We start from the raw sequence: 13,672 nt of genomic DNA, 5'->3' as shown, positions 1-13,672 counted from the left end.
TAAGGAATGCAGCGATAAACCAACCATTAGATTTCAAAAAATCTTGTTTATTCGTTTATACATGTCTGCTGAAAAGTTATGAGAATCATTTAGTAAGTATACATGCCAAGATACCAACTGACGATATCTGAACCATACAACAACGCCACGATGCCTGCGATAGCAATGTAAGGACCAAAGGCAAAAGGCTTGCTCTCACCTTGCTTTTTCATCAAGATTAACCCGACAATTGACCCAAGTAGGGACGATAATAGAATTATTAAAGGTAACATCATAGGCCCAAGCCAAGCGCCCAATACTGCTAATAGTTTAAAATCGCCTTGTCCCATTCCATGTTTTTTTGTGATCAAGTAAAACACCTTCACGACGATCCATAGCGACAAAAACCCTAGCAGTAACCCCCAAATCGACTGTATTGGCGACACAAACCAACTTTGTGAGTTCACCGCGAGCCCCAAACCTGCCAATGGAAACGTCAAACGGTCAGGTAGTAGCTGCGTATCAAAATCAATCCCTGTTAAAGCCACTAATGTCCATACCAAAACCAGAGCGGACAGCCCTGTAGCATTTACACCGAATTTATAGATCACTAACACTGATAGTAGGGCAGTTACCAGCTCGACTAAAGGATAACGTATACCGATTGATGCTTTACAATTGGAGCAGCGTCCGCGCAGCATTAACCAACTGATTAAAGGTATATTCTCATACCATCTGATTTTGTGGGCACAATGAGGACAGCGAGACGCTGGCCGACTCAAAGTGATTGGCTGGTCTTTCGCTACAATGTTTGCTATCGGTAGCGTGTGCTCGCGCGGCATGTCTACTTGTTCAGTCATGAACTGACTGCATTCTTGTCGCCATCCATGCAGCATCATGAGGGGAGTACGATGAATAACCACATTCAAAAAACTACCGATACAAAGACCCAATAGACTAAATATAATTAAAGCTAAGGCAGTATGTTCTTGTAGTAACTGTATAAATTGCATCGATCTATTATCCTACTACAGAGCCCATTTGGAAGATTGGCAGATACATCGCAATGACTAGACCACCGACCAAGACCCCCAGTACTGCCATAATTAAAGGTTCCATCAAACTGGTTAAACCATCAACAGCATTGTCTACTTCATTTTCGTAATAGACGGCGACTTTATCCAGCATCTCTTCCAAGCTACCGGATTCTTCACCGATACCAACCATCTGAATGACCAGACTTGGAAACAAGTTGGTAGATCGGATAGAGAATTGCAATTGCTGACCAGTAGACACATCATTTTTAATCTGCTGCGTAGCATTGTAAAATACAACGTTGTTGGTCGCGCCAGCAGTAGAGTCTAAAGCATCGATAAGTGGTACACCGGCAGCAAATGTTGTAGATAGTGTGCGAGAAAAGCGAGCGATAATTGCCTGATAGGCGATATTGCCAAAAATTGGTGCTTTTAAGACAGCGCGGTCTAAAAAATCACGGAATTTTTTAGAGCGTTTTTTAGCTTCTGAAAAACCTATAATGGCGCCACCGATAATAATAATCAAAATAAACCACCATGCTTGCATCCACTCAGACATGCCAACAACCATTTGCGTAAACGCAGGTAGTTCTGCACCGAAGGAGCCAAACAGATCAGAGAATACAGGGACTACCTTTATTAGGAGAATCATAGTAACGATAATGGCAACTACAATAACGGCAATAGGGTATTTCATTGCTTTTTTGATTTTTGCTTTTAATAGCTCACTTTTTTCTTTATAGGTAGCTACGCGTTCGAGCATCGTTTCAAGTGCACCTGATTGTTCACCAGATTCAACAAGCGAGCAGAACAAGTCATCAAAGTAGCGAGGATGTTTGCGTAGAGCAGAAGCAAAGGTACCACCCGCTTCGATATCCGCTTTAATCTGTAGGACTAAATCCTTCATACTGGGGTTATCAAGTGAGTCAGCGACAATCTCGAAAGACTGGGTGAGTGGAACGCCTGCTTTCATCATCGTTGCTAGCTGACGAGCAAAGATAGCAATATCAATGGCTTTAATCGGTTTTTTGAAGGTATACAAGGGTTTTGGTTTTTTCTTGATACCTTTAACCGTGATACCCTGTTTGCGTAGGGTCGCTTTGGCTAATTCTAAGCTGCGACTGGTCGTTTCGCCCTTTACTTTCTGCCCGCGTCTGTTCGTACCATCATAGGTAAAGTCCAACAACATATCTGTCTTAGCTTTTGCCATGTTACTACCCTCAAAATGATCCAGTATAGATATTACAAATGTATAGGAGGATGCCGAACGCGTAATATTGGCTAGGCATACTTTATTTTAGCGTAAAAAACCAGTGTTTATCTGTTTTATTTTTAATTACTAGCTATAAACTTATGAGAGACCGATATCAACACTTAAGTGTCTATTCAGAAGTAACCCGCATCATTTCTTGTATACTAGTGACACCTTGTAGGACTTTTAAAATACCCGAACGGCGTAGATCGCGGAAACCATTTTTGAGAGCAGCATCTTTGATATCTATGGCATTGCCGTCTTCCATAATAATACGTGAGATATCAGGGCTTACCTTCATCACTTCGTAAATACCGACACGACCTTTGTAACCTTCACGGCATTCATTGCAGCCTACTGGCTCATAAATAACATTATCTTGATTGTCTAAGTCGGCATCAGTAAAACCAATTTCTAGCAGGCTTTGCCGTGGAATACTGATCGGTTTTTTACAGTTTTTACATAGTCGCCGTGCCAAGCGCTGTGCAATGACTAGGTTGACCGAAGTCGCAATGTTAAAAGAAGCCACTCCCATATTGCGTAACCGGGTTAATGTTTCGGGTGCAGAGTTAGTATGCAAAGTTGAAAGTACCATATGTCCAGTCTGAGCTGCTTTTATAGCAATCTCGGCGGTTTCTAAGTCACGAATCTCACCAACCATGACAATATCAGGATCTTGACGTAAGAAAGACTTGAGCGCATTGGCGAAGGTTAGACCGACTTTAGGGTTGACGTTAACTTGGTTGATCCCCTCAAGGTTAATCTCGACAGGGTCTTCGGCCGTTGAGATATTGGTGGCGCCCGTATTCAAGATGTTGATACCAGTGTAAAGTGATACCGTCTTACCAGAACCAGTAGGACCAGTGATGAGGAGCATGCCTTGTGGTTTGTGTAATGCCTCTAAAAACATTTCCTGCTGATCTGGTTCATAGCCCAATGCATCAATACCGAGCATTGCTGATGAAGGGTCCAAAATACGCAAAACAAGTTTTTCACCGAACAATGTTGGTAGTGAGTTTACCCGAAAATCAATGGCTTTATTTTTAGAGAGTTTGAGTTTAATGCGTCCATCTTGCGGTACTCTGCGTTCAGAGATATCCATCTGTGACATAACTTTCAAACGGGCTGCAATTTTATTGGCAAGTTGCACAGGTGGATTGGCCATTTTTTGCATGACTCCGTCGACGCGAAAACGTACTCGAAAAGATTTCTCATAGGGTTCAAAATGTAAATCAGAAGCTCCCATACGTATAGCATCAACCAGCATTTTATTGACGAACTTTACGACCGGTGCTTCATCGATACCTTCATTAAGTTTCGTCTCATTTTCTTCTTCCTGACCTTCATCGAAACCAATATTTAAGTCACTATCGGAAAAACTATCAAAGCTTTGCATCGTATCAGCGTAAACATCCTCAATTCGTTTCTTGAGTTTGTTTTCTTCAACAACGATGGTCTCGATCGACAAGCGAGAGTTAAAAGCAATGGCATCAATGGCATCAACACGGGTTGGGTCACTGAGTGCCACAAACAGGCGTTGACCCCGCTTGAATAGTGGCAAAGCATTAAACTTACGAACGATCTTTTCATCTACCAGGTCTTTTGGAATAACATCAGTGCTTAGTGCATCTAGATCAAATAATGGGTCACCAAAAGCTTGCGATAGCATTTGGGCGAGGTGATAAGCATCAGCCAGTTTATTGTCTACAAGGTAAGGTACCAAACCTATTTGCTGTTGTTGCGATTCCATTTGCGCTGTTTTCATGTTTGCTTCACTAACAACACCATCACTGATGAGTTGTTGGGCTAGACCACCATACTTACTGGTTGCAATAGACATTATGACCTCTCCTTAATACCAAATATTTTGCATACGTCTTCGGTACGTACTAATTATTTACAATTTAAAATATTTGCGGTGATTGATACATTGTTTTCTCAGTAAATCTCTTTAACACTTTATGATCTTGCTTAATCTGTCATTCTTGGCATATTTACGTAAAGAGAAGCCAATAACGGCATTTAATATGGTTATGCTTAATAATATACGACTTTACTTTAGTTTGAAGGCTTTATATTAACAATCAAATCGTCATAGTATAAAAGTATGGCTGACAACCTTGACGCTTGCATGCAGTGATCAAAACGCTCAGCGCTTCTTGATAGAACCCTACTATAGCACTTGCGAATTATTTGTTATACTGGCGCGCATATTAGCCGAATTGGCATCAATACATGAGACAAGGTAAATGAGTATGCAAGCTTGGGTGATCGGTAATTGGAAGCAAAATCCAGCAACTAGCAACGATGTTAGTGTGTTGTTAGATGAGTTGCTGTCTAAAATGGGCACCCAAAAACAAACCGGAACGACAACTTCTAATAGCCAATGTAAGTTAATGGTAGCACCAAGCTGTATTCATTTATCCGCGGTCAGCGAACGCTTAGCAAGCAGCACAATACTCAGTGCCGCTCAAGATATTAGCACCTATAGCGCGAATGTTGGCGCGTATACTGGTGACTGTTCAGCACAGCAAGTCGCCGATGCGGGTGCTACTTGGACAATACTTGGTCATTCGGAGCGTCGCCAATACCATAAAGAATCTCACGATTGCCTGTTGAACAAGTTATCTCATGCATTTTCGGAGAACTTAGGTGTGGTGTTCTGTATTGGGGAAACACAAACGCAGTATAATGAGCATCAAACACTGGATATTATTGATGCACAGCTCTCGGTAATAAAAGACTTACTTGTCCAGCAGCCACATCTTATCTCGCTGCTCTCTGAGAAACTGATTATCGCTTATGAACCTGTATGGGCTATCGGTACGGGTAAAGTGCCGACGGTAGAGGAAGTCAGTAAGACGCATCAGTATATCAAGCAAGCTATTGCAGGCTTTGCTAGCAATGTAGACAATATCACGGTGCTCTATGGTGGTAGTGTCAATGCCAGTAATGCTGGAAGCTTTGCTGCAGATCCTATGATTGATGGTGCTTTGGTTGGTGGTGCTTCACTAAAGGCAGAGAGCTTTTTAGCAATTGCGAATGCTTTTGATCAAGCTAATGCTTAATTAGATAAATAATTCCCATATATCAAGATCATAGCCTACAGAGACTATTACGTACTGTGGCTTTATCAGTGGGTAAAAGTAGGTTTAACAGTGCCCTTGCAATCGTGTACAATGCGCCTTATTTATAGAATCGACCTAGCATCGTTGGACATTAGATGCTACTCCCATTAACCCTAAGTTTTATTTTTCGTTATCAGTCGTCATTACGCGGCAAAAGAGGCCACCATGTTTACGTTTATATTAGCCCTGCATATTATTGTGGCCATTGCCATGATCGGCTTGATTTTGATACAGCATGGTAAAGGGGCAGATGCTGGGGCTTCTTTTGGTGCTGGCTCGTCAGGTACGGTATTTGGCGCAGCAGGTACGGCCAATTTCTTGACGCGCGCGACAGCGGCACTAACCGTGGTATTTTTTATTACGAGTATGACGCTTGCGGTTCATGCTCGTAAGCAGGCTGAAGATCAGTTCCGTTTGGACGCGCCAGTGTCAGTACCGCAAACACCGCGTCCGTTAACAGAAAACCCTGAATAAGTGTCTTTTGAGCAGGCAACGCTTGCTATTTTGGCACGTTAGATTTACAATGCTTTCCTGTTTTCGCAATGCCTATTTCTACCGATGCCTACCTTAAGCATTATTTACCGTAGATTAGATGCTAGAGAACAGCGTAGTAAAATGCGATTGTGGTGGAATTGGTAGACACGCCATCTTGAGGGGGTGGTGGCGCAAGCTGTGGGGGTTCAAGTCCCCCCAATCGCACCAAGTTTTATAGACGTAGCATATCGTCAGGTTAGATATTTTAGTAGAAAATACTTAATTTATAATTTATTTAAAATAAGTGTTGACACTTCTATAAAGTCTCCCTATAATATGCGTTCTAGATTGATGCGGGGTGGAGCAGTCTGGTAGCTCGTCGGGCTCATAACCCGAAGGTCGTTGGTTCAAATCCAGCCCCCGCTACCACTTTTTATACTGATGTTTTGTACACTAAATTTGTCAGTACCGATTAGCCCACCATTATGCTTGTGGGTTTTTTTGTATCTAAAGGTCGGTGTTATCGCGGTATCTATCCTACTTGTGCTAAGCTCTAAGTCAATAGAGTATGATATTACTCGTCACTGGTCATCATCGGCCGCCACTGGCACGATGCTCCTTAAGCAACACTATCTTTTATTCCTCACGCTTTCATCGATAGTAGTGCTTTATGAATAATAAAAGCATTGTTTGGCTGAGCTTGATGTTTTTTATGCTCATCCCTATATAAAGGCACAACACATTTGATATGTTTGTGATTTATAATTATATAATGACCGTGATTCTTCTTACCAAACCAAAAAATTTATATAGATAGAAGAGTAAGACTTCAATACGGTTTACTAAGTACGACAGATAAGTGAATAGGAAAAGACAAAAAGATTATGAAGCTTTCGACTAAAGTTGCAGAACTGACTAATATTATTGCCCCTGCTGTGGCTGCTTGTGATGTGTCATTATGGGGTATCGAGTTTGCGCCACAAGGTCGCCGCTCTTTACTGCGCATTTATATTGAGGCATTGCCAGAAGAGCAAGCTCAAGATAAGCATGTGACAATCGAAGACTGTGCAGCGGTAAATCACCAAGTAAGCGGTATTTTAGAGGTACATGACCCTATTGCTGGCGAATATGTTTTAGAAGTGTCTTCACCAGGTTTTGATCGTGCATTTTTCTCAGATGAACAAATGCATGCGTATGTTGGTCAAACGGTAAGCCTGCGTTTGATCCAAGCTATTGGTACTGGCGATCAAAAACGCCGTAAAGCAACAGGTACATTAGACAGTATAGATGAGAGCTCTCTTAAGCTAACGTCAAGCGATGGTGAGCAGTTTGAAATTGCATTGAGCAATATTGATAAAGCCAACTTAGTTTATGAAGATGTCTGAACTCATACTATGATCGTAACTGCTAAGAACTATAGAGTGACTCATAAGAGAGTGCTGGTTTCATCTTCAAATAGTTTACGCGGCTTATAGTAGCGATATAATAGCAACACACAAATTATAAAATTTAAGTCAATTAAAAAATGATAGGACAGGTATAGCATGAGTCGTGAAATCTTAACGGTAGTAGAAACTGTCAGTAATGAAAAGGGCTTAAATCCTGAAGATATCTTTGAAGCAATAGAAGATGCTTTGGTGGTATCGACTAAGAAAAAAGTATATACCGAACAGCCAGAAGTGGAAGTTCGCGTATCAATCGACCGTGCAACTGGCGATTACGATACTTATCGTTACTGGACCGTGGTTGCAGATGAAGACCATGAAATGCCAGCTTGTCAGCTTGCGATCACAGATCTAGATCAAGAAGAATGGTCAATCGGTGATATCAAAGAAGAGCAGATTGAATCGATCGAATTTGGTCGTATTGCGGCTACTCAAGCAAAACAGGTCATCATTCAAAAAATCCGCGAAGCTGAGCGCGCGCTTGTTGCCGATGCTTTTGAGCCACGTGTTGGTGAGATGATGTATGGCGAAGTCAAAAAACAGACACGTGATGGCTATATCATTGACTTAGGTGATAACGCTGAAGGCTATCTATCACGCGATCAGATGTTGCCACGTGAGCAATTACGTGCCAAATCTCGTATCAACGCTATCTTATATCATGTGAATCGTGAGAACCGCGGTGCACAGCTATTATTATCTCGCACGCACCCAGAAATGCTATCAGCGTTGATGCAAAAAGAAGTGCCTGAGATTGCAGAACAAATTATTGAAATTCGCAACGTTGCTCGTCTGCCGGGTACCCGTGCTAAAATAGCGGTTAAGACTAACGATCATCGTATTGATCCAGTGGGTGCTTGTATCGGTATGCGTGGTACACGTATTCAAGCGGTACAACAAGAATTGGATGGCGAGCGTATCGATGTTGTGGTCTGGTCAGATGATCCAGCCCAGTTCATTATTAGCTCTCTAGAGCCTGCTGACGTTAGCAGTATTATTCTAGATGAAGATGCCCAGACAGCAGACATTATCTTTAGCACCAATGATCAACTAGCACGCGCGATTGGCTCGCAAGGTCAAAACGTACGTTTGGCGTCTGAATTGACAGGTTATAAGCTGAATATGATGCTCGAAGAAGAGTACAAGCAGCGTCAAGAAAATGAATCGAAAGCATTTATTGAGCTGTTTTATGAGCGCCTAGAAGTTGATCAAGACTTAGCACAGGCATTGGTCGATATCGGTTTCACCAGTATTGAAGAAGTGGCTTACGTACCTGTTGAGACCTTCTATGACATTGAAGGCCTAGACGACGAAGCCATCGACATGATTCAAGAGCGTGCCAAAGAAGTTGTCATCGCAGACGAATTGGTCAAACAACAGAACATGAAAGAGCCAAGTCAAGAGCTCCAAGAGCTTGAAGGTATGACAGTCAGCTGGGCTTATAAAATGGCACAAAAAGACATCATTACCGTTGATGACTTGGCAGAACAAGCCGTCTTCGACTTAGAAGACATCGAAGGATTAGACTCTGAAACTGCAGGAAAACTCATCATGAAAGCTCGGGAATCTTGGTTCGATGAATAAGCGGTAACTGCATATCGCTGTCTTTTGGTGATATGCTATTGAGAATAAAGTGCTAATACTTACATGTTGTAGGTACTGGCCTTAACCCAATCATTTGTAGCCAACAACTGAATTGAACATATAGCAAATAATAGACAGTAGGTGATAATAAATGGCAGATAAGACCGTCAAAGAACTGGCAGAAATGGTAGGCAAAACTACAAATGCTGTACAGCAGCAACTAGTAGATGCTGGCCTACCTGCTCGCGCAGAGGATGACCTAGTCACCGAGCTTGAGCAAGAGAAGCTAGTGACGTATTTAAAGCAAAGTCATGGTCAACAAGAAAAGCGCCGTATCAGTCTTAAATCTAAGACGACCAGTACCGCGCGTGTGACCGGCTCTTCAGGTAAGTCTAAGAGCGTCAATGTTGAAGTACGTAAAAAGAAAGTATTCGAGAAGCCTGACCCAGAGAAAATGGCTGAAGAATTGGCAGCCCGTGAACAGGCTTTAGCTGAGTCTCAAGAGCGCGCCGCTAAAGAGGCTGAAGAACGTGCAGCCACTAAGAAAAAAGCTGAAGAACGCCAAGCAGCCACATTAGCTGCAATGCGTGCAAGTTTAGGTTCTAGCAAAAAATCAGATGACAAGAACGATGATGTTTCTACATCAGTTGTTGTAAAAAAAGGTGGTAAAGCCACTGCTGAAGTTAAGCCGAAAGAGCAGCCGAAGAAAAAAGTGGCTGCAACCAAGCCTAAAGTAGAAACAGCTGCTGAGCGTAAAGCTCGCGAAACGCGTGAGAAAGAAGAAGCGCGTTTACGTGAAATCGAATTAGAAACCCGCCGCACTCAAGCTGAAGAAGCGCAAAAGCGTACGCTTGAGCAAATGCGTAAAATGGCCGGTAAATATACAGATCGCGAGCCAGTTACTGAAGTGCGTAAAGATGAACCATTGGCCGAAGGTTTGGTTGGTGATGCCCTAGAAGAATCATTTGAAAAAGAGCGTCGCGAAATCAAACGCGGTTCAAACAGTACTGGCACACGTGGCCGTCGTCGCAAAAATCAAGATGAGCGTGAAATTAAGAACCGTAAAAACGGTTTGCGTTCAACTCAGGCGTCACAGCACAAGTTTGAAAAACCAGTTGAAAAGATCGTCTACGATGTTGAGATTAGTGAGCAGATTTCAGTTGCTGATCTTGCGCAGCGTATGGCAGTTAAAGCTCGCGAAGTTACTAAATTGCTCATGAAAATGGGTGAAATGGCTCGTGAATCAGACACGATTGACCAAGCTACAGCAAGTTTACTTGTTGAAGAGATGGGTCATAACCCCGTGCCAGTCAGCGATACAAAAGTTGAAGATGATCTACAGTACGCTGTTGATGAGCGCAGTAGTAACATTCAAACGCGTCCACCAGTAGTAACTATCATGGGTCACGTTGATCATGGTAAAACGTCATTGCTCGATAAAATTCGTGAAACGAAAGTTGCGAATGGTGAAGCGGGCGGTATCACTCAGCACATTGGTGCTTACCACGTAAACACCGATCGCGGCGTTATTACTTTCCTAGATACGCCGGGTCACGCCGCCTTTAGTGCTATGCGTTCACGCGGTGCTCAAGCGACTGATATCGTGGTACTTGTTGTTGCAGCTGATGATGGTATGATGCCGCAAACAGCAGAAGCTATTGATCATGCACGTGCTGCTGGTACGCCAATCATTGTTGCTATTAACAAAATGGATAAACCAGGCGCTGATCCTGACCGTGTTCTTAACGAGCTGACTACCAAAGAAGTTATCTCAGAAGAATGGGGTGGCGATACGCCGATGGCTCGTATCTCAGCCAAAACCGGCGAAGGTATCGAGGACTTATTAGAATTCATTAGCTTGCAAGCTGAGCTAATGGAACTAGAAGCGCCTCTAGACGGTGCTGCGCAGGGCGTTGTTATCGAATCAAGACTTGAAAAAGGTCGTGGTCCTGTTGTTAGCGTATTGGTCAAAAAAGGTACATTGAAGCAAGGCGATTTGGTTTTGGCTGGTGAGCACTATGGCAAGGTTCGTGCACTAACTGACGAGCATGGTCAGCGTATCAAATCAGCTGGTCCTTCTATTCCTGTAGAAATCCTAGGTCTACCTGAGACGCCTGCTGCTGGTAGCGAGTTCTTGGTGGTTACGGATGAGAAGAAAGCCCGCGAAGTTGCAGATTTCAGAACCAATCGTGAGCGTGAGCGTCAACTCGAACGTCAGAATGCTATGCGTTTAGAGAGTATGTTCGATCAGATGGGTCAAGGCGATGTGTCATTCTTGAACATTGTGCTAAAAACAGATGTACGTGGTTCACTTGAAGCATTATTAGCTGCCCTAAATGAGTTGTCTACTGAAGAAGTGAAAGTCAGAGTCATCAGCTCAGGTGTTGGTCCGATTTCTGAATCTGACGTAACGCTTGCAGAATCAAGTGAGGCGGTACTATTAGGCTTCAACGTTCGTGCAGATGCGACAGCACGTCGCAAAGCAGATACTGCTAATATGGATATTCGCTACTACAGCGTAATCTATGGTTTGATCGACGATGTAAAATCAGCAATGAGCGGTATGCTTGCTCCTGAACATCGTGAAAAAATCCTTGGTGTGGCAGACGTTCGTGAAGTATTCCGCTCTAGTAAATTCGGTGCGGCTGCTGGTTGTATGGTCGTTGAAGGTACAATCTACCGTAACAAACCTATCCGTGTACTACGTGACGACCAAGTTATCTTTACTGGTCAATTGCAGTCATTGCGTCGCTACAAAGAAGACGTCAATGAAGTACGTACTGGCATAGAATGTGGTCTAGCGGTTCGTGGCTATGATGTCGAAGCTGGTGACAAAATCGAAGTTTTTGAAATCCAAGAGTTCGCACGTACTATCTAAAGCCACTGTTCGATAGCAGAGTATTCAGCAATGCAATAGGCGACATTCGCTAAGCATGTCGAATACTCCGTAAATATCTAGCGGTACATAGGCCTAACAGGTACACCCTGCTAGGCCTTTTTTGGCAAATATTCGTACTAAATTAATTGATAAGTCTATTAATAAAAATAAGTATCATTAAAGTAAGGTAATAAAATGAACCAACGTCTACAACGCTTGTCCGATCAGATTCAGCGTGAGCTTGCTGTTCTTATTCGTGATGAAGTCAATGACCCTCGTCTAACAGGGTTTGTCACAATCTCTAGTGTCAAAGTCAGCCCAGATCTAGGCTATGCTGATGTCTATGTCACCATCATGGAGCCTGAGCTCAATGATGCCATGACGAAGACCAACCATGAAGATAGTATCAAAGTGCTCAACAAAGCAGCAGGATTTTTGCGTACTGAACTGAGCCATAGCCTAAAAACACGTACTACGCCGCGTCTACGTTTTCATTATGATGAAGTGACTGCTCGTGGTAACTACATGATGGACTTGATCAGTAAAGCCGTCACTCAAACTGAGCAAAACGAGAATGACGAGTAAATTATAATTATGTCTATAGCGTCCAAACAAGTGGATAAAAAAGCGAATAAAACGCCTGACAAAATAAAAGTGTCGGGTGTTATTTTGGTGGATAAACCTCAAGGCATGACGTCACAGCAAGTCGTCTCTAAAGTGAAGTATTTGTTTAAATCACCTATGCATGACAGCAAAAAAGCAGGTCATACAGGGACACTTGATCCAATGGCAACTGGCCTGTTGCCGATTTGCTTGGGTGAAGCCACCAAATTCAGCCATTATCAACTGGATGCCGATAAATCTTATCAAGCAACTATTCTACTTGGTAGCCAAACGGATACTGGTGATGCTGATGGACAAATCATCGAACAAGCCTCTATTCCAGAGTTTGACGAAGACTTATTAGCGAGTATCGCACAGCAGTTTTTGGGTGCGCAGCAGCAAATACCACCGATGTATTCAGCACTGAAAAAAGATGGCAAAAAACTGTATGAATATGCTCGTGCTGGCATTGAGGTTGATAGACCACCGAGAGACATCATGATCAAGGCTATTGATCTGAATGTGATTGATGATCAGCAGATTCGTTTGACAGTAACGTGTACTAAAGGTACATATGTGCGTGTATTAGCGGAAGATATTGCAAAGGGTCTAGGTACGCTTGGGCATCTGACAGCACTGCGCCGTACACAGGTAGGTAAGTTTAGTATTGATAAATCTATCGTCTTATCATCGTTAAAAGAGCATGATTTAGAAGAACGTCAGTCTTGGTTACTACCTATCGATGCCTGTATCAATATCGATGCTGAGCTGATGCTTACAGAAGAGCAGTGTGCTCGCGTACATATGGGCCAACGTTTGAATGTATTTGATGAGCTAAATGGAAAACTCAGGGACTACATTTCTAATAATGTTTCTTATCAACTAACTAATGACAACGCCGTAAGTACCAATGATACCGATTTAGAAATCGACAAAGAAGGCGACGCTGATCTTGAGTCTTCTCAGCCTGTAGCACATGAAATACCTGTTGATATACGTTTACTCAATGAACAAGGAGAGTTTATTGGGTTGGGAGCTGTTAGTCTTAATGGGCGTTTGCAGCCAAAGAAACTTATTCAGCGCTGACACTGATATCACTTTGTATACAAACTATTAGTCTGATCCCCTCCGCTTTACTAATAGTTTACACTAATCACATACCGTCACATTTTATTGCAGGTTTCACCTATGGTGAAACCTGTTTTTTTTGTACATTAGATTTATCAGACAGGGAGTGCTGAGCTAAAAATCAAATGGATAAATATTATAAAAATAAATAATAAGAAGATAAATAA

The 13,672-nt window shown here is 42.6% G+C and carries 10 protein-coding genes and 2 tRNA genes; 9 read left to right on the top strand and 3 right to left on the bottom strand.

The features are described 5' to 3' along the window. Window positions 1-89: 89 nt before the first annotated feature. The 3 genes from NJD71_RS04525 to pilB all read right to left on the bottom strand — a co-directional run bounded on the left by NJD71_RS04525 (window position 90) and on the right by pilB (window position 4,105). On the bottom strand, window positions 90-992 hold the full coding sequence (locus tag NJD71_RS04525; RefSeq protein ID WP_319050753.1) for a prepilin peptidase: 903 nt from the start codon (window positions 990-992) through the stop codon (window positions 90-92). A gap of 7 nt (window positions 993-999) precedes the next feature. Then, window positions 1,000-2,223, bottom strand: a complete 1,224-nt coding sequence (locus NJD71_RS04520; RefSeq protein WP_319050752.1) for a type II secretion system F family protein — start codon at window positions 2,221-2,223, stop codon at window positions 1,000-1,002. A gap of 172 nt (window positions 2,224-2,395) precedes the next feature. Next, window positions 2,396-4,105 carry a type IV-A pilus assembly ATPase PilB gene (gene pilB, locus NJD71_RS04515; RefSeq protein ID WP_319050751.1) on the bottom strand — a complete coding sequence of 570 codons (1,710 nt, stop codon included), beginning with the start codon at window positions 4,103-4,105 and terminating at the stop codon, window positions 2,396-2,398. Between the two features lie 409 nt (window positions 4,106-4,514). Here pilB and tpiA point away from each other — a divergent pair, with 409 nt between their 5' ends. From tpiA to truB, 9 genes are all read left to right on the top strand, one after another. After that, entirely contained in the window at window positions 4,515-5,333 is an 819-nt protein-coding gene (gene tpiA, locus NJD71_RS04510) for a triose-phosphate isomerase (RefSeq protein WP_319050750.1), read from the top strand. 225 nt (window positions 5,334-5,558) lie between these two features. After that, entirely contained in the window at window positions 5,559-5,867 is a 309-nt protein-coding gene (secG, locus tag NJD71_RS04505; protein WP_319050749.1) for a preprotein translocase subunit SecG, read from the top strand. A 143-nt stretch (window positions 5,868-6,010) separates the two neighbouring features. Continuing rightward, window positions 6,011-6,095 (top strand) — tRNA-Leu (locus NJD71_RS04500). A gap of 124 nt (window positions 6,096-6,219) precedes the next feature. Further along, a tRNA-Met gene (locus tag NJD71_RS04495) sits at window positions 6,220-6,296 on the top strand. Between the two features lie 455 nt (window positions 6,297-6,751). Next, entirely contained in the window at window positions 6,752-7,252 is a 501-nt protein-coding gene (gene rimP, locus NJD71_RS04490) for a ribosome maturation factor RimP (protein ID WP_319050748.1), read from the top strand. Between the two features lie 159 nt (window positions 7,253-7,411). Further along, the gene (gene nusA / locus NJD71_RS04485; RefSeq protein ID WP_319050747.1) at window positions 7,412-8,896 is read left to right on the top strand and encodes a transcription termination factor NusA; all 1,485 of its coding nucleotides are present in this window, start codon (window positions 7,412-7,414) and stop codon (window positions 8,894-8,896) included. 151 nt (window positions 8,897-9,047) lie between these two features. Beyond that, entirely contained in the window at window positions 9,048-11,774 is a 2,727-nt protein-coding gene (infB, locus tag NJD71_RS04480) for a translation initiation factor IF-2 (protein ID WP_319050746.1), read from the top strand. A 195-nt stretch (window positions 11,775-11,969) separates the two neighbouring features. Further along, entirely contained in the window at window positions 11,970-12,359 is a 390-nt protein-coding gene (locus tag NJD71_RS04475; protein ID WP_319050745.1) for a ribosome-binding factor A, read from the top strand. Between the two features lie 9 nt (window positions 12,360-12,368). Next, entirely contained in the window at window positions 12,369-13,463 is a 1,095-nt protein-coding gene (truB, locus tag NJD71_RS04470; protein WP_319050744.1) for a tRNA pseudouridine(55) synthase TruB, read from the top strand. Window positions 13,464-13,672 lie beyond the last annotated feature (209 nt).

It is taken from the genome of Psychrobacter sp. PP-21 (assembly GCF_033790785.1).
Classification (GTDB): domain Bacteria; phylum Pseudomonadota; class Gammaproteobacteria; order Pseudomonadales; family Moraxellaceae; genus Psychrobacter.
This window is presented reverse-complemented; position numbering and strand designations above follow the sequence as displayed.

Excerpts from the sequence above, each read along its gene's own strand:
- secG (WP_319050749.1), top strand. The coding sequence starts at position 5,559 with ATGTTTACGTTTATATTAGCCCTGCATATTATTGTGGCCATTGCCATG.
- rimP (WP_319050748.1), top strand. The coding sequence starts at position 6,752 with ATGAAGCTTTCGACTAAAGTTGCAGAACTGACTAATATTATTGCCCCT.
- nusA (WP_319050747.1), top strand. The coding sequence starts at position 7,412 with ATGAGTCGTGAAATCTTAACGGTAGTAGAAACTGTCAGTAATGAAAAG.
- tpiA (WP_319050750.1), top strand. The coding sequence starts at position 4,515 with ATGAGTATGCAAGCTTGGGTGATCGGTAATTGGAAGCAAAATCCAGCA.
- infB (WP_319050746.1), top strand. The coding sequence starts at position 9,048 with ATGGCAGATAAGACCGTCAAAGAACTGGCAGAAATGGTAGGCAAAACT.
- NJD71_RS04525 (WP_319050753.1), bottom strand. The coding sequence starts at position 992 with ATGCAATTTATACAGTTACTACAAGAACATACTGCCTTAGCTTTAATT.
- NJD71_RS04520 (WP_319050752.1), bottom strand. The coding sequence starts at position 2,223 with ATGGCAAAAGCTAAGACAGATATGTTGTTGGACTTTACCTATGATGGT.
- truB (WP_319050744.1), top strand. The coding sequence starts at position 12,369 with ATGTCTATAGCGTCCAAACAAGTGGATAAAAAAGCGAATAAAACGCCT.
- pilB (WP_319050751.1), bottom strand. The coding sequence starts at position 4,105 with ATGTCTATTGCAACCAGTAAGTATGGTGGTCTAGCCCAACAACTCATC.
- NJD71_RS04475 (WP_319050745.1), top strand. The coding sequence starts at position 11,970 with ATGAACCAACGTCTACAACGCTTGTCCGATCAGATTCAGCGTGAGCTT.